The organism is Bradyrhizobium sp. CIR48, assembly GCF_014198315.1.
Lineage (GTDB): Bacteria > Pseudomonadota > Alphaproteobacteria > Rhizobiales > Xanthobacteraceae > Bradyrhizobium.
The window spans coordinates 66796-87468 of record NZ_JACIHG010000016.1; the positions used below are offsets into that span (position 1 = coordinate 66796).

Annotated in this window: 19 protein-coding genes; 12 read left to right on the forward strand and 7 right to left on the reverse strand. The window is 63.8% G+C overall.

Features of this window, described 5'->3' with window-relative positions; all coding sequences use genetic code 11:
* Positions 1 to 85 precede the first annotated feature (85 nt).
* Positions 86 to 1789, reverse strand: coding sequence for an amidohydrolase (locus GGD66_RS36425; protein WP_183261502.1), 1704 nt, complete (start codon positions 1787 to 1789; stop codon positions 86 to 88).
* A 362-nt stretch (positions 1790 to 2151) separates the two neighbouring features.
* Between GGD66_RS36425 and GGD66_RS36430 the strand changes: the two genes are divergently transcribed.
* Complete coding sequence (locus GGD66_RS36430; protein ID WP_183261504.1) at positions 2152 to 3591, forward strand: DUF1254 domain-containing protein; 1440 nt, start codon at positions 2152 to 2154, stop codon at positions 3589 to 3591.
* 40 nt (positions 3592 to 3631) lie between these two features.
* Here GGD66_RS36430 and GGD66_RS36435 read toward each other — a convergent pair whose 3' ends face one another.
* Positions 3632 to 4384 (reverse strand): hypothetical protein, encoded by a 753-nt coding sequence (locus GGD66_RS36435; RefSeq protein WP_092259323.1) that lies wholly within the window; start codon positions 4382 to 4384, stop codon positions 3632 to 3634.
* A 10-nt stretch (positions 4385 to 4394) separates the two neighbouring features.
* On the reverse strand, positions 4395 to 5372 hold the full coding sequence (locus tag GGD66_RS36440; protein ID WP_183261507.1) for an NADPH:quinone oxidoreductase family protein: 978 nt from the start codon (positions 5370 to 5372) through the stop codon (positions 4395 to 4397).
* Positions 5373 to 5578: 206 nt separating this feature from the next.
* On the opposite strand from GGD66_RS36440, the gene GGD66_RS36445 reads away from it, so the two are divergent.
* Positions 5579 to 7123: an alpha/beta fold hydrolase gene (locus GGD66_RS36445; RefSeq protein ID WP_183261509.1), complete on the forward strand. Its 1545-nt coding sequence runs from the start codon at positions 5579 to 5581 to the stop codon at positions 7121 to 7123.
* 173 nt (positions 7124 to 7296) lie between these two features.
* On the opposite strand, the gene GGD66_RS36450 is transcribed toward GGD66_RS36445, so the two are convergent.
* Positions 7297 to 7965 (reverse strand): TetR/AcrR family transcriptional regulator, encoded by a 669-nt coding sequence (locus GGD66_RS36450; RefSeq protein WP_183230057.1) that lies wholly within the window; start codon positions 7963 to 7965, stop codon positions 7297 to 7299.
* A 246-nt stretch (positions 7966 to 8211) separates the two neighbouring features.
* Between GGD66_RS36450 and GGD66_RS36455 the strand changes: the two genes are divergently transcribed.
* From GGD66_RS36455 to GGD66_RS36465, 3 genes are read left to right on the forward strand one after another with little or no spacing between them, the layout of a single operon-like run.
* The gene (locus GGD66_RS36455; RefSeq protein WP_152102721.1) at positions 8212 to 8754 is read left to right on the forward strand and encodes an OsmC family protein; all 543 of its coding nucleotides are present in this window, start codon (positions 8212 to 8214) and stop codon (positions 8752 to 8754) included.
* 35 nt (positions 8755 to 8789) lie between these two features.
* Complete coding sequence (locus tag GGD66_RS36460) at positions 8790 to 9902, forward strand: acyl-CoA dehydrogenase family protein (protein ID WP_183261511.1); 1113 nt, start codon at positions 8790 to 8792, stop codon at positions 9900 to 9902.
* Positions 9903 to 9954: 52 nt separating this feature from the next.
* A complete protein-coding gene (locus tag GGD66_RS36465; RefSeq protein ID WP_183261513.1) occupies positions 9955 to 10833 on the forward strand; it encodes a sulfurtransferase in 879 nt (292 codons plus the stop codon).
* Between the two features lie 198 nt (positions 10834 to 11031).
* Here the strand turns inward: GGD66_RS36465 and GGD66_RS36470 are convergent, their stop codons facing one another.
* Positions 11032 to 12972 carry a sigma 54-interacting transcriptional regulator gene (locus GGD66_RS36470; protein ID WP_183261516.1) on the reverse strand — a complete coding sequence of 647 codons (1941 nt, stop codon included), beginning with the start codon at positions 12970 to 12972 and terminating at the stop codon, positions 11032 to 11034.
* Positions 12973 to 13132: 160 nt separating this feature from the next.
* Here GGD66_RS36470 and GGD66_RS36475 point away from each other — a divergent pair, with 160 nt between their 5' ends.
* From GGD66_RS36475 to cynS, 4 genes are all read left to right on the forward strand, one after another.
* The gene (locus GGD66_RS36475) at positions 13133 to 14509 is read left to right on the forward strand and encodes a CmpA/NrtA family ABC transporter substrate-binding protein (RefSeq protein ID WP_183261518.1); all 1377 of its coding nucleotides are present in this window, start codon (positions 13133 to 13135) and stop codon (positions 14507 to 14509) included.
* 169 nt (positions 14510 to 14678) lie between these two features.
* Positions 14679 to 15518, forward strand: coding sequence for a nitrate ABC transporter permease (gene ntrB, locus GGD66_RS36480; RefSeq protein WP_183261522.1), 840 nt, complete (start codon positions 14679 to 14681; stop codon positions 15516 to 15518).
* 5 nt (positions 15519 to 15523) lie between these two features.
* The gene (locus GGD66_RS36485) at positions 15524 to 16447 is read left to right on the forward strand and encodes an ABC transporter ATP-binding protein (protein WP_092259033.1); all 924 of its coding nucleotides are present in this window, start codon (positions 15524 to 15526) and stop codon (positions 16445 to 16447) included.
* Positions 16448 to 16461: 14 nt separating this feature from the next.
* Positions 16462 to 16950: a cyanase gene (gene cynS / locus GGD66_RS36490; protein ID WP_018316603.1), complete on the forward strand. Its 489-nt coding sequence runs from the start codon at positions 16462 to 16464 to the stop codon at positions 16948 to 16950.
* Here the strand turns inward: cynS and GGD66_RS36495 are convergent.
* Positions 16937 to 17764 carry an oxaloacetate decarboxylase gene (locus GGD66_RS36495; protein WP_183261523.1) on the reverse strand — a complete coding sequence of 276 codons (828 nt, stop codon included), beginning with the start codon at positions 17762 to 17764 and terminating at the stop codon, positions 16937 to 16939. The genes cynS and GGD66_RS36495 overlap by 14 nt on opposite strands.
* 111 nt (positions 17765 to 17875) lie before the next feature.
* Here GGD66_RS36495 and GGD66_RS36500 point away from each other — a divergent pair, with 111 nt between their 5' ends.
* Positions 17876 to 18850: a LysR family transcriptional regulator gene (locus GGD66_RS36500; protein WP_183230043.1), complete on the forward strand. Its 975-nt coding sequence runs from the start codon at positions 17876 to 17878 to the stop codon at positions 18848 to 18850.
* 5 nt (positions 18851 to 18855) lie between these two features.
* On the opposite strand, the gene GGD66_RS36505 is transcribed toward GGD66_RS36500, so the two are convergent.
* Positions 18856 to 19179, reverse strand: coding sequence for a DUF1476 domain-containing protein (locus GGD66_RS36505; RefSeq protein ID WP_018316600.1), 324 nt, complete (start codon positions 19177 to 19179; stop codon positions 18856 to 18858).
* 323 nt (positions 19180 to 19502) lie between these two features.
* Between GGD66_RS36505 and purC the strand changes: the two genes are divergently transcribed.
* Positions 19503 to 20270 carry a phosphoribosylaminoimidazolesuccinocarboxamide synthase gene (gene purC, locus GGD66_RS36510; RefSeq protein WP_173015815.1) on the forward strand — a complete coding sequence of 256 codons (768 nt, stop codon included), beginning with the start codon at positions 19503 to 19505 and terminating at the stop codon, positions 20268 to 20270.
* Between the two features lie 13 nt (positions 20271 to 20283).
* A complete protein-coding gene (gene purS / locus GGD66_RS36515; protein WP_092259039.1) occupies positions 20284 to 20526 on the forward strand; it encodes a phosphoribosylformylglycinamidine synthase subunit PurS in 243 nt (80 codons plus the stop codon).
* Positions 20527 to 20673: the final 147 nt, after the last annotated feature.

The following is a 20673-nucleotide window of genomic DNA, read 5'->3' on the forward strand; positions in this document are numbered from 1 at the left end:
CGCTGATCATCAAGAGAAGGTGGGCACGGCGCTACGCGCCTTTGCCCACCCTACGGCACTTCCTGCTGGTCGGCAGCGGATGACGTCAGCGCTGAAACACGACCTTGCCGCCCACGAGCGTCATGTCCGCCTTGATGTCCTTGATCTGGTCCTCCGGCACGGCCGTGTAATCCGCGGAGAGCACCACGATGTCCGCAAGCTTTCCGGGCTCAATGGTCCCTTTACGTGCTTCATCGAACGTGTAGCGCGACGCCGCGCTGCTGTAGAGCCGCAGGGCCTGCTCGCGCGTAATGGCTTCTGCCGCGCCGTAGACGTTTCCGTTGGGGTCCTTCCTGGTCACCATGATGTACATGTTGAGGAAGGGGTTGATCGGGTTGACGGGAAAGTCCGTCCCGGCGCCGAGACTATTGAGCCCCATTTTTTCGATTAACGTCCTGGTCGGTACGGCGCGGTCAGCGGTCGCTTTCCCGAGAAATCGTTCGACGGTCGCTGCCTTATCCCACATGAAAGCGTTCTGGAAATCGACACGGGCTCCCAGCTTCTGCGCCCGCTCCATCTGTTCTGGCCGGATCAGGCTGGCATGAATGAGGACGAAGCGACGGTCTCGGATTGATTTCTCCTTATCCGCGGCCTCGAACGCATCGAGCACCTGGTCAATACCAAGGTCACCCACCACGTGGACACCGACCCGCCAGTCATATCGGTGGCAGATGGAGACGAGTTGTTTCAATCGCTCAGGTGTCTGCTGCGCAACGCCATGATAGTTGTCATGTGAATCGGGATACACCTCGCGCATGAGCGCTGTCTTCAGCGTCATGCCGCCGTCGTAGAAGATCTTGATTCCCGCGAACTTCAGCCAATCGTCGCCAAAGCCTGAAGAGGCCCCATTGCCTGCCATGATCGCTTCCCACGCGGTCAGATCGGCCGGGGGCTCCGGTCGAAACATCACGCCGGTGCGCAATGTGGCTTTCCCGGATGCGACATGCTTCTGCAGCATGCGGATATCGCGTGCCTCTGTCGCGCCTTCGACCACGCTCGTGATACCGAAGCTGTTCAGCACACTTTCGGCAATCGTGAATTGCCGCATCTCATCGTCTTCTGTCCAGGGCGGTACGGCCTTCTCGACCCGATCGATCGCCGTCTCCACCAGCACGCCGGTCAATTCACCGGCCGCGTCGCGCTCAAACTTTCCCCCGTTCGGATCCGCGGTGGTCTTGTCGATTCCGACCCGCTGTAGAGCCATGCTGTTCGCCATCGAGAAATGCCCGACGGTGCGAAGATAGACTGGATTGTCTGGAGCAACGCTATCAATCTCCAGCCTGGTCAGATATCGCTTCTCGGCCAATTGTGAAGGCGGATGCCACGCGCCACCTACAATCCACTCGCCCGGCTTCTTCTTCGCAGCGAATGCCTTGATGGCCTCGAGCGCTTCGGCGACCGTCTTGGCTCGGCCCATGATGACGACATAGTCGCCAAGACCAGCGGCCTTGAAGTGAGCGTGTGTATCGATCAATCCGGGGATGACGGTCTTGCCAGCCACATCGAGCACGCGGGTCCGGGCGCCGGCGAGCGCCTTTATCGAAGCACTGGTTCCGGTTGCGAGAATCTTTCCGTCTGCAACGGCCACTGCTTCCGTCATCGTCGATCGCTCATCCAGCGTCAGAACCTTGCCATTAATGAGGACCAGGTCAGGTGCGCTGAACTCCGGTTGCTGCGCCGCGACACTTGCGATGCCGGCGATCCACATGCTCGTGGCAACGATTGCAGATGCCGTCAACTTGCGAACCATGACGTCCCCCTTGAATCTTGTTTTTGCTGGACGAAGATTTTCAAGGGTATCGTCGATCGAACATCGGTTCAACGCTTCTGAGGCTTGCCAGCGTCCACATGCTGGCAAAGTGGATCGCGCTCTGTGTTAGTCTCGTAGGGTCGGCAAAGCGAAGCGTGCCCACGACGTCGATCAACAACGGCGCGGCAGACACGTGGGCACGGCGCTGCGCGGCTTTGCCCACCCTACGAGTTGGCAGGCGTGGCGGCCACGCCCAGGCAAGCGAACGGCGCTGCGCCCAAGACCATCCCGCCTCGTTGATGCATGTCAAGGAACATGGAACCCCGCCCGTTACGGTTTTGAGGCAACAGGGAGGGTTCGATATGTCAATCAGCCGTCGCCAAGCACTGGCCGCCTTCAGCGCCGCAGTATCGGCGCTCGCGATTTCCCGCACCGCACGCGCCGAGTTTGATGGTCTTGTCGTCAGGGCTCTGGAGGGCGGAGAAGATTTTTGGCTTGCCCAGGACGCCTATATCTACGGATATCCGCTCGTGACGATGGAGATGACACGCCGGGTCATGACCAACGTTGCTGCGGTGGAAGGCACGCGCGGGCCGATGGGGCAATTCGTCAAGCTCCGCAAGTACCCTGATGCCACCTTCAAGGACGTCACGGCACCCAATGCCGATACGCTCTACACGACGGCCTGGATCGATGTGGGAGACGAGCCCTGGGTCCTCAGCATGCCGGACATGAAGGACCGCTACTTCCTGTTTCCGATGCTGGACGGCTGGACCAATGTCTTCCAGGTGCCTGGCAAGCGCACCACCGGCACCAAGGCGCAAACCTATGCGATCACCGGCCCGGGCTGGAAGGGAACGCTTCCCGCCGGCGTCAAGGAATACAAATCACCCACGGGCATGGTGTGGATCCTGGGCCGCATCTACTGCACCGGTACGCCGGAAGACTACGCGGCCGTGCACGCCGCGCAGGACCAGTTCAAGCTCGTGCCGCTCAGCGCATACGACAAGTCCTTTACGCCCCCGGCAGGCAAGGTCGATGCATCGATCGACATGAAGACGGCGGTTCGCGAGCAGGTCAACCGCCTGGACGCCGCGGCCTATTTCACCCTTCTCGCGCAATTGATGAAGCGCAATCCGCCGGCCGCCGCCGACGCGGCCGAGGTCGCCAAATTCGCGAAGATCGGTCTTGTCCCCGGCAAGGATTTTGACGCAAGCAAATTCGATGCTGCCTTCGCCAAGCGGGTCCCGCAGGTGGCATTCGACCGCATCATGCTCCAGTTCAAGGTCAACAAGGCGATCAAGAACATCAACGGCTGGGCCTTCGACAGCGAAGCCGGCATTTACGGGACCAATTATCTCAACCGTGCGCTTGTCACGGCGATCGGCCTCGGCGCCAACCGGATTCAGGATGCGTGCTATCCGACATCCCAGAAGGACGCCGACGGCAAAGAGTACGTCGGCAGCAACAAATACGTCATGCGTTTTCCGAAGGGGCAGCTTCCTCCGGTCGGCGGCTTCTGGTCGCTCACGATGTATGACGAGAACTATTTCTTCGTCGCCAATCCGATCAACCGCCAGTCGATCAGCGCCCGCCAGAATCTCAAAGCCAATCCCGACGGTTCGGTCGACCTCTACATTCAGAAGGACAACCCGGGCCCCGACAAGGAGAGCAATTGGCTTCCCGCGCCCGCGGGCAAGTTCGTCCTGATGTTGCGGATGTACTGGCCGAACGAGAAGTCGCCCTCGATCATCAACGGGACCTGGAAGCCGCCGCCCGTCCGGCAGGTGACGAGCAGCTAGGGAGCACGGCGCTTCGCGCCTTTGCCTACCCTACGCACCGTCACCGGCGCCCGAGCAGTACCTCGCGCTCCACCGCAATCCAGGTCGTCCGCGCCAACGCCAGCAATCTGCCGGCTTCATCACGAAGCGCGGCGTCGGCCGTGCGCTTGCGGCCGTCGCGGCCGGTGGGCCAGGCGGTGATGATGCAGCGCTCGCCGGGGTGGGGGCGGGCTTCGATGCGGGCTGACATCCGTCCGAGCAGCAGCGGGGTCTTCTCGAAGCTGCCGCTCTGCTGATCGTAATTGCAGGCAAACCCGGTCGGGCAGTCGAGCGCGGACCAGAGAAATTCGGGCGCGATGAGGCCATCCTCGGCGGCGAGATTCGGATCGGGTGCCCAGCTCGCGGCGAGAACGGCGTTCCGCGCATGACGGCGGAGCGGGCCGGCGAAGATGCGCAGGCCGTCGCCTTTCGCCCTTGCGGGACCGCAGACGAAGCAGTTCGGCAGCGGATGCTCGTGCGGATTGAACAGTGCGAGCAATTCGGCCGCGCGGGCTTCCGGCAAGTTAGCTGTCTCGATCTGCGCAAGCTCGACGCTCACGGCGCGCCCTGTCGCGACCACCTTGTCGCCGTCTCGGAGCTCCCATGTGTCGCCGTCTGTCGCGACCACAGCGAGCGGCGTGTCCAGAGGGGGCGGCGCGCGCAGCGTCACTTCCGCTGGCCCCGGAATATGACGGGCGAGCCGGCCGCAGACATAGCCGCCGTTCCCGGAATTGGGAGGGCCGCAATAGCGTTTGTCGATGATGATCTCTGTCATGGTGCGCATTCTACCTGATCTTGAGCACAATTCGCCCCAGAACCGTGCGGTTGGCCACGGCGCGCATGGCCTCGCCGGCCTGCTCCAAAGGAAGGACGCGGTCAATGTGCGGGCGGATCTGCCCGGCCGCCAACAACTGCATCAGCGTGTCGTTCATCCGCGCGCTCTCGTCCGGGCATTTCTCCGCCCAGGCACCGGCAAAGACGCCAATGATGGAATAGTTCTTCAGCAGCGGCAGGTTCATCGGGATGGACGGAATCTCGCCGCCGGTGAAGCCGATCGGCATCAGCCGTCCGCCCCATTTCATCAGCCGGGCCATCTGCTCGAAGATCGCGCCGCCGACATTATCGAAGCCGACATCGATGCCTTCGCCTGACGTGATCGCCTTGATCCGGTCGCGGAGATCCTCGCTGCGATAGTTGATGACCGCGCTGGCGCCGTAGTCGCGGACCAGGGCCGCCTTGTCGTCGGAGCCAACCCCGGCGACGACGCGCAGGCCGAGATGGCGGCCGAGGTCGACGGCGGCCAGTCCAACTCCGCCGGCAGCGCCGGTGACGAACAGCGATTCGCCGCGCTCGGCTCGTGCCCGCTCGACCAGTGCGTAATAGGCCGTGCCGTAATTGTGCAGTACCGTGGCCGCTGCTTCGAACGCGACGCCGTCAGGCAGGCGCACGCTCTTCGACTCCTTCGCGATCATCCGTTCGGCGTAGCCACCGGTCCAGCTGCTGCAGGCCACGCGATCGCCGGGCGCGAACTTTGTCACCTTGTCGCCGATTGCGACGACGGTTCCGGAGGCCTCCGTGCCGGGTACGAAAGGCGTCGGCGGCCGCATCTGGTAGAGGCCCGAGACCAAGAGCTGGTCCATGAAGCTCACGGAGGCCGCGCGGACGTCGATCAGGATCTCGTCGCGGGCGGGCTTGGGGACATCGATCTCAGCGAGGCGCAAATCGCCGGGTCCAGTGAACGAATGGCACAAAACTGCTTTCATTGTGGCGCTCCCGTTTTGCGACAGGCGAACATGCGCGGCAGCGGACGTGCGAACATGACGATCTTCCCTTAAGGTGTCGGCGCAAATGGCGCAGCATGCAGAACTGAACCCTTCGCTCGCGAGCGGGCTCGATCCGGTCCGACACTTACCAATGGACCGTCCCCTGCGCGTCCCCCGAACGGCGCGATGACGACGAGAGGATTTTCATGACGGTCTTCTCGCTTCACGCGCTTGGATTTCCCGAGGTCTACGCTGGCGATCGCCCGATCAAGCTGAACCTGCGCAAGGCTCTTGCGCTGCTGATCTATCTCGCGGAGGCCAGGGGCGCCGTTGCGCGCGAGGTCCTGGCCGCGCTGCTGTGGCCGGAGACGTCAGCCGAAACCGCCCGGGCGCGGTTGCGGCGGCTGCTTCATCGCATCGAGCTTGCACTTGGCCGGGAGGTTTTCGAGGCCGACCGCGCCAGCGTGCGATGGTCTGCGGCGGTCGAGATGACGATCTATACCCATCTGTTCGAGGGCGCCTGCGACCGCGGCGCCTTCGAAGAAGCCTGTGCGATCTATCGGGACGACTTTCTCGCAGGGTTCGCTCTCGACGATTGTCCTGCATTCGACGATTGGGCGTTCTTTCGCCGCGAGGCGCTGAGAGGACGGCTGATGCATGCGCTCGAGCGTCTCGTGCAGGACAAGAACGCCGCCGGCGATCATTTTGCCGCGACCGCGTATGCGGCGCGCCTGGCCGAGCTCGATCCGCTCAGTGAAGTCTATGGGCGGTATCTGATCCGCAGCCTGCTGCTATCAGGCGACCGCAGCGCGGCCGAGCGTCACCATGCGGCCCTGACACAGCGGCTGCGGGAGGAACTCGGGATTGCGCCGGAGGCCGAGACCGAGGCGCTCATGAGTCCCGCAACGGAGCTGCACGCTGTTCCGACCACGCGCTATGTGAAGGGTGCCGGCGTGCATCTGGCGTATCAGACCTACGGAAGTGGCCCGCTCGATATCCTGGTGATGCCCGGTTTCGTGTCGCATGTGGAGCGCGCCTGGGAGAGCCCTGCAAGCCGGACGTTCCTGGCGTCGTTGATGAAGCTTGGACGGCTGATCGTTTTCGATCGTCGCGGGATCGGGTTGTCCGACCGGGTCGGATCGGCTCCCGGCATCGACGTCACCGCGGAGGATATCGACACCGTGCTGCGGGCAGCGGATTCGCGCCGCGTCGTGCTGTTCGGCGCTTCCGAATGCGGGCCGGCCTGCATCAAATTTGCGGTCGACGAACCGCGCCGCGTCGCCGGGCTCATCCTGTTCGGCGCGCTCGCCAAGGGCTGCTGGTCGGAGGATTATCCGCATGCCTTGCGCGCCAGCCAGTATGACGCCTGGAGCAGGCAGCTCGTCGCGCAATGGGGCGGCCCGGTCGGCATCGAGACATTTGCGCCGAGTCTTGCCGGCGATCCCCGGGCCCGCGCCTGGTGGGCCGGGCTATTGCGTGCGGCCTCCAGTCCCGGCGGCATCTCGGCCGTGCTCGAGGCCTTTCGCGACGCCGACGTGCGGCATCTCCTGGCGCGGATCGCGGTGCCGACGCTGGTGCTGCACCGGCGCGGCGACCAGGCGGTGCGGATCGCGGCCGGGCGCGATATCGCGAGCCGGATCAGCGGTGCGGAGTTTGTCGAGCTCGACGGCAACGATCACTGGTTTTTTGCGGGTGATCAGCAGCCGGTGCTCGAGGCGATCGCGCGATTTATAAAGGGCTCGATCTTGTAGGGTGGACAAAGCGAAGCGTGCCCACGACGTCGTTCGAGAAGGACCGAGGCAGATCGTGGGCACGGCGCTTTGCGCCTTTGCCCACCCTACGAAGTCATCGTAGCCCGGATGGAGTAATCCGGGACAGTGTCCCCGCCTTCCGCTTTGCTCCGCGGGCTACGACGTGAGAGCGATCATACCGCCTCGAGCTCACGCTTCTTCTTCGCCTTGGACTGGCCGAGCAGGGGCCCGGCCGTGAGTGCCGCTGTATCGGCCACGCCTGGGTCGCGCGAGATCATCGCGGCGACGATGGCACCGTCGATGATGAGGCCGAGCTGATGCGCGAGCATTGCGGGCTCGCTCGAGCCCAGCTCGGCGGCGAGCTTCTCGATGTGGCCGAGCACGATCTTCTTGTGCTTCAGCGCGATGTTGCGGAATTGCTTGGCGTCCTTGTCGTGCTCGCCGACCGCGTTGATGAAGGGGCAGCCGTAGAAGCGCTCTTCGGCAAACCAGCTCTTCAGGGCCGGAAAGATGCGCGCCAGTTTCGCCTGCGCATCGCCGCCGCCGTCTTCCATGGCGCCGATGAACCATTCGCGCCATTGCTTGCCTTCGCTCTCCAGCACCGCGTTGACGAGGTTGGTCTTGGAGCCGAACAATTTGTAAAGCGTGGTCTTCGCGGTGCCGGCCTCCTCGATGATCGCATCGATGCCGGTGGCGTTGATTCCGTTCTTGCAAAACAGATGCGAGGCGGCGCTGAGCAGGCGCCCGCGCGCGGATTCGTCATCGCCGCCGCCTGAATGCGGCGCGTTCTTCTTCGACGACATCTTGTTCAGTGAAGGCTTGTTCAGTGAAGGTTTGGCCATGGATTGCAACTTAATCGCAGCCGCGCGGTATCATCAAGTCGCATCTGCTCCGCGCTAAAAAGATTCGCACTGGCGATCTCATCTGCATGGCCTTTGAGCAGAGTGCGGCTGATCAATCCGCAGGCAGCCATCGCTAAGCGGCTCCAATGCCTCGCATTTCGTTTTCGGTCTCGTCTGGCACGCTCCATGCAAGGAAACAGACCGTTCGGTATCCTGCCGTTTTCCACGGCTGCCAGGGAGAAGATGATGACTGCCGTCGTTCAAAAGACAGTGCTGACGGGGTGCCTTGCGCCCATCGACAAGAATGGCCTCGAGCAACTGATCGCGAGCGGCAAGGCCAATCCGAAGGTCGTCAAGACCTTGAAATGCAAGACGGTCGCGGAAGGCAAATTCCGCCACGCCAACTACATCCGCAATCTGCCGCCCTATATCGTCGACGAGCCGCCGGGGCTGCTGGGCGACGACACCGCGCCCAATCCGTCGGAGGCCTCGCTTGCTGCGCTCGGCTCGTGCCTCGCGGTCGGCCTGCACGCCAACGCCGTGCATCGCGGCTGGATCGTCAACAAGCTCGAGCTCGAGCTCGAAGGCGATCTCAACATCACCGCGGTCTGGGGCACCGGCGACACCTCGGACAAGCCGGTCGGCTTCACCGATGTCCGCGTCAAGGTCGACATGGAATGCGAGGGCGTCTCGCAGGACGAGATCAACGCGCTGGTCGCCCATGTGAAGAAATGGTCGCCGGTCGCCAACACCTTCACCCGGCCGGTCAATCTCGAGGTCGGCATCTAGCTGACAGCAACCAGGACAAGGTGCGGGAGACGATCATGGGGTCACTGGCTTTATCGCGGGCCGAGGTTTTGGATCAGCCCGCACCGTCCATTGCAGGGGAGGTGGCGCGGATCGCGCGCGAAGATCTCGCGCCGCTTGCCGCCGGCATCGACGACGGCTCGGTCTATCCCGCCGAGGTGCTGCGCAAGTTCGGCGCGGTCGGCGCCTGGGGCAGTCACGTGCCGCACGAAGATCCCGCGGATCTGCGCTGCGCGATCCAGGCGATGGCTGCTATCGGCGAGGTCTGCGGCGCCACGGCCTTCATGGCCTGGTGCCAGAACACGCTGGTCTGGTACGCGGCCAACTCGACGAATCTGAAGCTGGCAAAACGTTTCGGCGATACGTTCTCGACCGGCCGCGTGCTCGGCGGCACCGGGCTCTCCAACCCGATGAAGAGCTTTTTCGGGATCGAGAAACTGAAGCTGAAAGGCAAGAAGGTCGAGGGCGGCTATATCGTGCGCGGCGCGCTGCCCTGGGTCTCCAATCTCGGCCCCGATCATTATTTCGGCACCATCTTCGAGCGTGAAGACGAAGAGGGCACGGTCATGTTCCTGGCCGACTGCTCGGATCCCGCGATCGCGCTGACGCCGTGCAAGCCGTTCCTCGCGATGGATGGCACCGGCACCTATGGCGTGCAGTTCCGCGACGTCTTCGTGCCGGACGAATTGATCCTCGCGGATCCCGCCGGGCCCTTCGTGAAGAAGATCCGCGCCGGGTTCATCCTGCTGCAGGCCGGCATGGCGCTGGGCGTGATCCGCGATTGCATCAACATCATGGACGAGGTCGGAAGTCCGCTCGGCCATATCAACCGCTATCTGCCGCAGCAGCCGGTGCATTTCCGCGATCTCGCTGCCGAGCTCGAGGCCGAGACCATGGTGCTGGCGCGCGATCCCTACAACGAGGACGAGACCTACTGGCGCAAGGTGATCGCGCTCAGGCTTCGCGCCGGCGAGGCCAGCGTCGCGGCGGCGCATGCGGCGATGCTGCATTGTGGCGCACGCGGCTATCTCAGGAGTCACCGCGCGCAGCGACGGCTGCGCGAGGCCTATTTCGTCGCGATCGTCACGCCGGCCACCAAGCAGCTGCGCAAGATGCTCGCCGATTACTGAGCTTCACGAGTCCACCCCAGAAGACCACTTAACCTCAACGGAGAGGCTGCCAATGACGGACGTTCTGATCTCTGCCAGCGAACTTGCCGATCTCTTGAAGCTCGAACCCTGTGTCGTCATCGACACCCGCAATCCCGACGCCTATGGCGCCGGGCACCTGCCGGGCGCCGTGAACGTGCACGAGATCTTCACGTTTCTCGCGACCTCGACGCCGGAAGGCATGAGCGAGCTGAAGACCAAATTCGCCGACGCCTTCGGCGCTGCCGGTCTCTCCGGCAAGGAGACCGCGGTGATCTACGAGCAGTCGATGAATTCCGGCTTCGGCCAGTCCTGCCGCGGCTACTATCTGCTCACCATGCTCGGCTATCCCAAGGTGAAGGTGCTGCATGGCGGCTTCGACGCGTGGTCGGCCGCGGGTCTTCCGGTGACGAAGGATGTCCCGGTACCGGCGAAGGCCTCGTTCGCGGTCGTGCCGGAAGCCGGCGATATCCTGATCGATGCGAAGACCATGCTCGCCGCGGTCGGCAAGCCCGGCATCGCCATTCTCGACGTGCGTGATGTCGACGAATGGATCGGCGACAGCTCTTCGCCCTATGGAAAGGATTTCTGCCCGCGCAAGGGCCGCATCCCCGGCGCGGTCTGGCTCGAATGGTACCGCATGATGAAGCCGACCGCGGAAGGGCCCCGCTTCAAGTCCAAGGACGAGATCCTGGCCGAATGCGCCACCGTCGGCATCTCGCCGACGACGCCGGTCTATCTCTATTGCTTCAAGGGCGCGCGCGCCTCGAACACCTTCCTGGCGCTGAAGAATGCCGGCGTGAAGGACGTGCGGATGTATTTCGGCTCCTGGAACGAATGGTCGCGCGATCCATCGCTGCCGATCGAGCAGGGATTGCCGATTGCTGCGGGTGTCACGACCAAGGCGGCGTGAGCGCGCCTGACTAGATCGGGTCGTGTTGCCACGAAGGAAGTGCACTCCCTCTCCCGCTTGCGGGGGAGGGTTGGGGTGGGGTGTCTCCTCAGCGGGATTCCCAGTGTGGAGAGAGCCCCCACCCGGCGCTTCGCGCCGACCTCCCCCGCAAGCGGGAGAGGTGAAATGAGCCCGTGGCCAGCATCGAAGCTGATCGCTTCATGCCAAACCGTTGAGGCCAGTCCGCGAACGCGGCGCAATTCCCAGCGCCTTGATCCGCGAGGCCAGCGTGGTCGGCTTGATGTCCAGCATCTCGGCCGCGCCGCCGGGGCCGAAGACTTTTCCGGCGCAGGCCTCGAGCGCGGCGAGAATGTTGGCGCGCTCGTGGTCGCGCATTTCCGACGACGTCATGACGGCGGGACGCGCGTCGAGCTTCTGGCGGGCGGCACCGCTAGGCGCTTGCGCGCCGGAGGCGTCGGGCAGGTCGATCCGCAGGCGTCCGTTCTGCGACAGGATCGCGGCACGCTCGATCACGTTCTGCAATTCGCGCACGTTGCCGGGCCAGTCGTAACGCGCCAGGCGCCGCGCATCGCCTTCCGACAGGCGCAAATTCGACTTCAACGCCTTGCTCTCGCTCGTCAAAAAGTGCTGGGCGAGGAGGGCAATGTCGTCGCGCCGCTCGCGCAGGGGGACGGTCTCGATCGGGAAGACGTTGAGGCGGAAATAGAGGTCCTCGCGAAAGCGGCCGCGCTGGACCTCCTGCTTGAGATCGCGATTGGTCGCGGCGATGACACGAACGTCGACCGCGCGGGTGCGCGCCTCGCCGACGCGCTCGAAATGGCCTTCCTGCAGCACGCGCAGCAGCTTACCTTGGAGTTCGAGCGGAATCTCGCCGACCTCGTCGAGGAACAGCGTGCCGCCGTCGGCGAGCTCGAAGCGGCCGATGCGGTCGCGCGTCGCCCCGGTGAAGGCGCCTCGGACATGGCCGAAGAACTCGCTCTCGAACAATTCGCGCGGGATCGCGGCGCAGTTGACGCGGATCAGCGGCCGGTCGCTGCGGGTGGAGTCCTCATGGATGGCGCGCGCGATCAGCTCCTTGCCGGTGCCGGATTCGCCGTTGATCATCACCGCCGCGGTGGTTGGCGCCACCAGCTTGACCTGCCGCAACGTCTTCTGGATCGCCTCGCTTCCACCGATGATGCCGCGCGGATTGGTCTCGATGCGGATTTCTTCCTGGAGATAGGCGTTTTCCAGCTCGAGCCGTTCGCGCAGGCGGTCGACCTCGGCAAGGGCGGCGTGCAGCTTCTCGTCGGCCTCGCGGCGCTGGCTGACGTCGCGAAACACCACGACGGCGCCGACCACGACGCCGCGATCGCGGATCGGAGTCGATGTGTATTCGACCCAGGCGGGCGAGCCGTCCTTGCGCCAAAACACCTCGCCGTCGACCTGGTGCACGGCGCCATCGCGGAACGCCGCATAGATCGGGCAATCGTGGTTGTGATAGTGGCGGCCGTCGTGATGGGTGTGGTGGACGATCGGGTGGATCTCCTTGCCGACCAGCTCTTCGGCGGTCCAGCCGAGCATGCGCTCGGCCGCGGGATTGACGAAGGTGGTCTTGCCTTCCGCGTTCACGCCATAGATGCCTTCGCCGGCGGCGCGCAGGATCAGCTGGTTCTCGCGTTCGATGTCCTGAAACACGCGCTCGACCCGCTGCCAGGTCGAAATGCCGCCGCGCATGTGGTCTTCGGCGGCGGCATCGACATTGCGCCGGCGGCGCGCTTCGAGATCGGTCAGCGTCAGCAGCAGCAGCGTGCGGCCGTCATGCGGCAGCAGGCAGCCGGCGTATTCGAGCCGGAGATCTTGCCCCGTGGCATGGCGGGGATTGAGCGCCGTGGTCCAATAGGCGCCCTTGTGCAGCACGGCCTGGGTGAAGACGGTAAGGGCGGGAAGCTCGCCGGCATGGAGCGTGCTGGCCCGGGTCTGCCGCAGCAGGGCGCGGTCGTAGCCGAGAAGAGCACAGGCGGCGGGATTGGCATCGACGATCTGGTCGCCGTAGGGGTCGACCAGAAGCGTCGCCTCGACGGAGGATTCGAACGCCGCGATGCGCGGGTCGATGGCGGAAGCCACATCATCGTGGATGGGCATTGGCGTCGTTGCCATTGCGAAATCTCGTAATTGAACTACGAAATCTCGTTTATCACGAATTTTCGTAGTGGCCAAGCGCAGGCGAAATTACTGCGTCATCAAGGCACTGGCCGCTTCTAGGGTCGTGGCATGCTCCTTGCGTAATTCCTCCCCGCAATGACGCGCAGGAGGGCCGATGTCCACGTTCGACAATCCGTTTGATTCCGATCGCAACCTTCGAGCCGGCTGTATCTGCGGCCAGCATCGTTCTGCGGCGGAGCACGAGCAGGCGACGGCGCTGCATTGCGAACCGGTTGAAAGCCAAGAGAAGCGTTACGAGGACGTCGTCGCCTCCGCGGTGATGCGCGCGATGTTTCCGCAGGACGTGGCGCGGCGTGCATTCCTGAAGTCGGTCGGCGCATCGACTGCGCTTGCTGCACTGTCACAGTTCTTCCCGCTCAAGACGGCGACCGAGGTGTTCGCGCAGGCCGGTACGCCCGAGAAGAAGGACCTCAAGGTCGGGTTCATTCCGATCACCTGCGCCACGCCCATCATCATGGCGGCGCCGATGGGCTTTTACTCCAAGCACGGACTCAATGTCGAAGTGGTCAAGACCGCCGGCTGGGCCGTGATCCGCGACAAGACCATCAACAAGGAATACGACGCCGCGCATATGCTGGCGCCGATGCCGATCGCGATCTCGCTCGGCCTGGGCGCAAACGCCATCCCATTTGCGGTGCCCGCGATCGAGAACATCAACGGGCAGGGCATCGTGCTGGCGGCCAAGCACAAGGACAAGCGCGACCCCAAGGATTGGAAGGGCCTGAAATTCGCCATCCCCTTCGACTATTCCATGCACAATTACCTGCTGCGCTACTATCTCGCCGAGCATGGTCTCGATCCCGATACCGACGTGCAGCTGCGCTCGGTGCCGCCGCCGGAGATGGTCGCCAATTTGCGTGCCGACAACATCGACGGCTTCCTCGCGCCCGACAACATCTGCCAGCGCGCGATCTATGACGGCGTCGGCTTCATGCATCTGTTGTCGAAGGAGATCTGGGACGGGCATCCCTGCTGCAGCTTTGCCGCAAGCCGCGAGTTCATCACGTCAGCGCCAAACAGCTTTGCGGCGCTGACCCGCGCCATCGTCGATGCCACCGCCTATGCCTCGAAGGCCGAGAACCGCAAGCAGATTGCAGAGGCGATCGCGCCCGCCAACTACATCAACGCGCCCGTCACGGTGCTCGAACAGGTCCTCGGCACCTATGCCGACGGTCTCGGCGGCGTGAAGACCGACGCCAAGCGCGTCGATTTCGATCCGTTCCCCTGGCAATCCTTTGCGGTGTGGATGCTGACGCAGATGAAGCGCTGGGGCCAGATCAAGGGCGACGTCGACTACAAGGCGGTGGCCGAGCAGGTGTATCTGGCCACCGACACCAAGAAGCTGATGACCGAGATGGGCCTGTCGCCGCCGGCGAGCGCGTACAAGTCGTTTGCGGTGATGGGCAAGACTTTCGATCCGGCCAAGCCGGAGGACTATGTCGCGAGCTTCAAGATCAGGAAGTCGTCGTGATGGGCTGCGCTTTCTCCCAAGCGTCGTCCCTGCGAACGCCGGGACCCATAACCCCAGGGAGACGTTTGGCGAAGACTCGTCGTTCGGTACGCCCACCGATTGCGATCGATAGATTCCGCGGTATGGGTCCCGGCGTTCGCCGGGACGACATGGGGAGAGGTCTTGCGCGATGACCTCCTCCCTCCGTCTCCGCGCCGGTCTCGTTTCCATCGCGCTGCTCGCCGCGTTCCTCGGCATCTGGCATCTCGCCACGCGCTCGACAGGCCCCGTCGCCACGATGAGCCCCGAATATGCCAAGCTGATGGGCCTGACCGCGACGCAGGGCAAATCGGCGATGCCCGGGCCGCTCGACGTCGGCGCCAAGCTCTGGGAGCATCTGAGACGGCCGTTCTACGACAACGGGCCGAACGACAAGGGGCTGGGCATTCAGCTCGCATATTCCATCGGGCGCGTCGGCACCGGCTATCTGCTCGCGGTGCTGGTCGCGATCCCGCTCGGCTTCCTGATCGGCATGTCGCCGCTACTCAGCAAGGCGCTCGATCCCTTCATCCAGGTGCTGAAGCCGATCTCGCCGCTGGCCTGGATGCCGCTCGCGCTCTACACCATCAAGGATTCCTCGATCTCGGCGATCTTCGTCATCTTCATCTGCTCGATCTGGCCGATGCTGCTCAACACCGTGTTCGGCGTTGCCAGCGTGCGCAAGGAATGGATCAACGTTGCGCGAACGCTCGAGGTCGGCACCGTCAGGCGCGCCTTCACCGTGATCCTCCCGGCGGCGGCGCCGACGATCCTGACCGGCATGCGCATCTCGATCGGCATCGCCTGGCTCGTGATCGTCGCTGCCGAAATGCTCGTCGGCGGCACCGGCATCGGCTACTTCGTCTGGAACGAGTGGAATAATCTGTCGATCACCAACGTGATCATCGCGATCCTCCTGATCGGGATCGTCGGGATGCTGCTCGACCAGATCCTGGCGCGCTTCACGCGCATGGTCACGTATCCGGAGTAGGGGCGATGACCGACAAATTCATCTCCATCGAAGCCATCGCGAAGCGCTATCCGGGCGCCGGCGGTGCCACGACCACCGTTTTCGAGAACCTGTGGCTCTCGATGGCGCGGGGCGAGTTTGCTTGCGTGATTGGGCATTCCGGCTGCGGCAAGACCACGGTGCTCAACATCCTCGCCGGCCTCGATGCGCCGAGCGAGGGCGCCGTCATCGTCGACGGGCAGGCGATTTCGGGCACCAGCCTCGACCGTGCGGTGATCTTCCAGAGCCACGCGCTGTTGCCCTGGCGAACCGTGCTCGGCAACGTCACCTATGCCGTGAGCTCGAAATGGCGCAGCTGGGACCGCGCCAAGGTGAAGGCGCACGCGCAGAGCTTCATCGATCTCGTCGGCTTGACTGGCTCCGAGCACAAGCGGCCGTCAGAGCTGTCGGGCGGCATGAAGCAGCGCGTCGGCATCGCACGTGCGCTCTCGATCATGCCGAAGATCATGCTGATGGACGAGCCGTTCTCGGCGCTGGACGCGCTGACGCGCGGCACGCTGCAGGACGAGGTGCGGCGCATTTGCCTCGAGACCGGGCAGACCGCGTTCATGATCAGCCATGATGTCGACGAGGCGATCTACCTCGCCGACAAGATCTTCCTGATGACCAACGGGCCTGGCGCGGTGCTCGCGGAGGTCGTCGAAAATCCGCTGCCGAGAGACCGCGGCCGCACCGATCTGCACCGCCATCCGCTCTATTACGCGCTGCGCAACCACATCATCGATTTCCTGGTGACGCGCAGCAAGACGTTTACCGCCGAGACACCCGGTCACGATCCACGGAATGTACCGCTGGTGCATATCGGCAAGCCCGGCCTGACGATCGCGACCAGTGGTGACGAGCAACGCCAGACCTGGATTCCCGGGACCAGTCCCGGACTGACTGCCTGAAACGGAGACCTGACATGAAACGCGAAGACCTCACCGAGAAGCTGCTCGACATCAAGCGCGAGAAGGGCTGGAGCTGGAAGCACATCTGCGACAAGATCGGGGGGTATTCCGAGGTCCTCATCGTCGGCGCCATTCTTGGCCAGATGAAGCTGACGAAGCCGCAGGCCGCCAATGCCGGCGAGCTGTTCGGCCTGTCGAAGGCGGAGACGGCGATGCTCAACGAGGTGCCGATGCGCGGCGCCGGCACGCCGATGCCGCCGACCGATCCCTTGATCTATCGCTTCTACGAGATGGTGATGGTGAACGGCCCGGCCTGGAAGGCGCTGATCGAAGAAGAATTCGGCGACGGCATCATGTCGGCGATCGACTTTGACATGGGAATCGAACGCGTCGCCAACCCGAAGGGCGACCGCGTCAAGATCACCATGAGCGGCAAATTCCTGCCGTACAAATATTACGGCGCCAGCGGCAACGTGCCGGAATACGGCTTCAAGGAGGAGTGACCGCGGCGAAGGCGGCGCGCAGGTCCTTGATCGGTGCCATCTCGCGAACATAGGTGAAGGAGCCATTCTCCTTCATCTCGCGCGCGCCCTTCAGGAAGGCGGCCAGCGCGTATCGCGACATGGCGCCACCGACGCTGATGCGCTTGACGCCGGCCGCGGACAATTGCGCGAGCGTCAGCGTCGGATCGGCAAAACCCATCACGAGGTTGAAGGGTTTTCCGACCGAGGCGACGACCATCCTGATCGTGGCAAGGTCGTGGACCCCGGGGGCGTAGAGGACAGCCGCGCCCGCCGCTTCGTACGCCTGAAGCCGCCGGATCGTGTCGTCGAGATCGTTGCGCCCGTGAAGAAGGTTTTCCGCCCGCGCCGTCAGCGTAAAGGGATACGACAGCGAGCGCGCCGTCTCGACGGCCGCCTGCACGCGCTCGACCGCCAGCGAGAAGTCGTAGATCGGCCGATCGCGGTCGCCCGTCGAATCCTCGATCGAGCCGCCGACCGCACCGGCCTCGGCGGCGCGCCGGATCGCCTCGGCTGCGCGTCTCGGATCGTGCGCGCCGCAGTTTTCCAGATCGACGCTGACCGGAAGATCGGTGGCCTGCGCGATCGCGCGGCAATTCTCAAGGATCGCGTCCAGGCTGACGGTCGAGCTTCCCTGCATGTTGGCAAGGCCGAGGCTCGTGGTTGCAAGCGCCTCGAAGCCGGCCGCGGCGAGCAGTTTTGCGGTGCCGGCATCCCAGGGGTTGGGAATGATGAACGCGCCGGGCCGCTCGTGCAGGGCGCGAAATGCTTTCGCTTTGTCCAATTGGCTCGTCATGGCTCGTCTCCGCTTGACCTTGTCTGCCGGCAAGCCTTAGGGGCATTCTCGCCATCCGCCAAATTTGTTATTCCTCTTATAGTCATCAGTTTTTTGCATGAGGTGTCCGCCATGGACAGCGATGCCCTCAATACCTTCCTGACCGTTCATCGCAGAGGCGGGGTCTCGAATGCCGCGAAATTCCTGCATCGCTCGCAGCCGGCGATTTCGCGCCGTATTGCGCTGCTGGAGCAGGAGCTCGGCGTGCTCCTGTTCGAGAGGATCGCGGGCCGTACGCGGCTCAGCGACGCCGGGCGCGTGCTGATCCCCTATGCCGAGCGCGCCGTCGCGGCGGCGCAGGACGCCGAGCAGGCGATACGTGCGCTGACCAAGCAGCCTTCGGGTCCGGTTTCGCTGGCCGTGACCGGCACGCTCGCCGACGGCCGCCTGTCGGGCATCATGAAACGGTTTGCCGCGGATAATCCCGCGGTCGCGCTTGCCCTGCGGACCGCGACCAGCGCGGAGGTCTCTGATCTCATCCGGCGCGGCGAGGCCACGATCGGCTTGCGTTACAATACCGACCTGGCCGGCGATCTCGCCTGTGAGCTGGTGCTGAGCGAGGCGTTGCAGGTGGTCTGTGCGTCCGACCATCCGCTCGCCAACAAGCGCGTCAAGCGGCTTGCCGAGCTTCGCGGCGAGCGCTGGATCGCGTTCCCGGAAACGCGCGGCCGCCGTGAGATCGCAGCGGCTCACGTGTTCGCGCTGTTCCTGACGCAAGGCCTCGGGGACGTGGAGTGGACGGCGGTGGACAGCCTCACGGCGCAAAAGCGGCTCGTGGAGGCGGGCTTCGGCCTTGCGCTATTGGCGCGGAGCCATGTGGCGGAGGAGCTGCATGCGGGAGCGATCTCGACGATCACCGTCGGCGATCTCGCCGCGGACCAGCACATCGTCCTGGTGACTCGTCTCGGCGGCTTCCTGAGTGCTGCCGCTCAGCATCTGCTGGAGACCATCCGCCGCGACTACGCCACGTTCGACGGCCCGGCCAGGCGGGGCGCCCAAAAAAGACCGCCGGCGCGCAAGGTCATTGCGCGCCGGCGTCGGGCCTGAGCGTATTATTTCCCCGCCTTCACCTCGGCGGCGGCGACCGCGAGCAGCTCGCTCATCTTGGCGCGAATCGCCTGCTCGGTGACGGCGACGTTCTTGGCGGCGAAATCGGTTGTCAGCTTGCGCAGGACGTCGGCATCGCCGGCCTCCTCGAAGTCGGCCGCGACCACCTCCTTGGCATAGGCGGTGGCGGCATCGCCGGACATGCCGAGCTTTTCGGCCGCCCACAGCCCGAGCAGCCGGTTGCGGCGGGCCTCCGCCTTGAATTTCTGCTCCTCGTCGAGGGCGTACTTCTTCTCGAAACCTTCCTGGCGCTTGTCGAACTCGCTCATGCCTTGTTCCAAATCCCGTGCTGATGGAGCGGGAGCCTTCCGTTGCGGCGACCCGACTGCATGCCTACATAGAGAGCACGAATCGGCAAAACAACGGGCCGTTAAGCCGCAGGGCAAGACGGTATAAGTTGGTGCCGGACGGCCGGATCGATTGTGCTCGGTCAGCCAATCGGATAGGTTGCCTGAAGGCTTGGTTCCCGTTCTGTTTCCAAGGGTTATAGATGGGGTTCCGGGCCGTTCACGGCAGCTCCGCTGTGGGTCGTAAATCCTAGTAACCGGAGCACACCAAATACATGGATTTCAACAAAACACGGTACATCCCCATGAGCCGTCGGCGTCGCATTTATGAAGGCAAGGCAAAGGTTCTGTATGAAGGCCCGGAGCCCGGTACCCTGATCCAGCACTTCAAGGACGACGCGACCGCGTTCAATGCGAAAAAGCATCAGGTGATCGAGGGCAAGGGCGTCCTCAACAACCGGATCTCGGAGTACCTGTTTCAGCACCTCAACGACATCGGGGTGCCGACCCACTTCATCCGCCGCCTCAACATGCGCGAGCAGCTGATTCGCGAGGTCGAGATCGTGCCGCTCGAGGTAGTGGTGCGCAACGTCGCTGCCGGCTCGCTGTCACAGCGCCTCGGCATCGAGGAGGGCACCCAGCTGCCCCGTTCGATCATCGAATTCTACTACAAGAACGACCAGCTCAACGACCCCATGGTGTCCGAAGAGCACATCACGGCCTTCGGCTGGGCGACGCCGCAGGAGATCGACGACATCATGGCGCTTGCCATCCGTGTCAACGACTTCCTCACCGGCCTCTTCCTCGGCATCGGCATCCGCCTCGTCGACTTCAAGATGGAATGCGGACGCCTGTTCGAGAACGAGATGATGCGCATCATCGTCGCCGACGAGATCTCGCCGGACAGCTGCCGTCTGTGGGACATCAAGTCGAACGAGAAGCTCGACAAGGACCGTTTCCGCAGGGATCTCGGCGGCTTGCTCGAGGCCTATACTGAAGTTGCAAAGCGCCTCGGCATCCTCATGGAGAACGAGCGTCCGCAGGGCTCCGGCCCGGTGCTGGTGAAGAGCTGAGGGGATTTTTGACGTGAAGGCACGTGTCACCGTTACCTTGAAGACGGGCATCCTCGATCCGCAAGGCAAGGCCATCGAAGGCGCGCTGAAGTCGCTCGGCGTCGACGGCGTCGCCAGCGTCCGCCAGGGCAAGGTGTTCGACATCGAGCTCGCCGGCGCCGACAAGACCAAGGCGGAAGCCGCGCTGAAGGAAGCCGCCGACAAGCTGCTGGCGAATACCGTGATCGAGAATTATCGGGTGGAGCTGCTCGGGTGAAGATGCGTTGCATCCTCATCTTCGTCGCGGCGCATCCGTTGAGCACGACCAGCATCCACAACGCGCGCCGAGGTCTCTAACCGATACTGCACTAGCGTATCCCGAGGGCCCCAACTATAAGTTTTGGCGGGGCGGCCTGATAGGCCA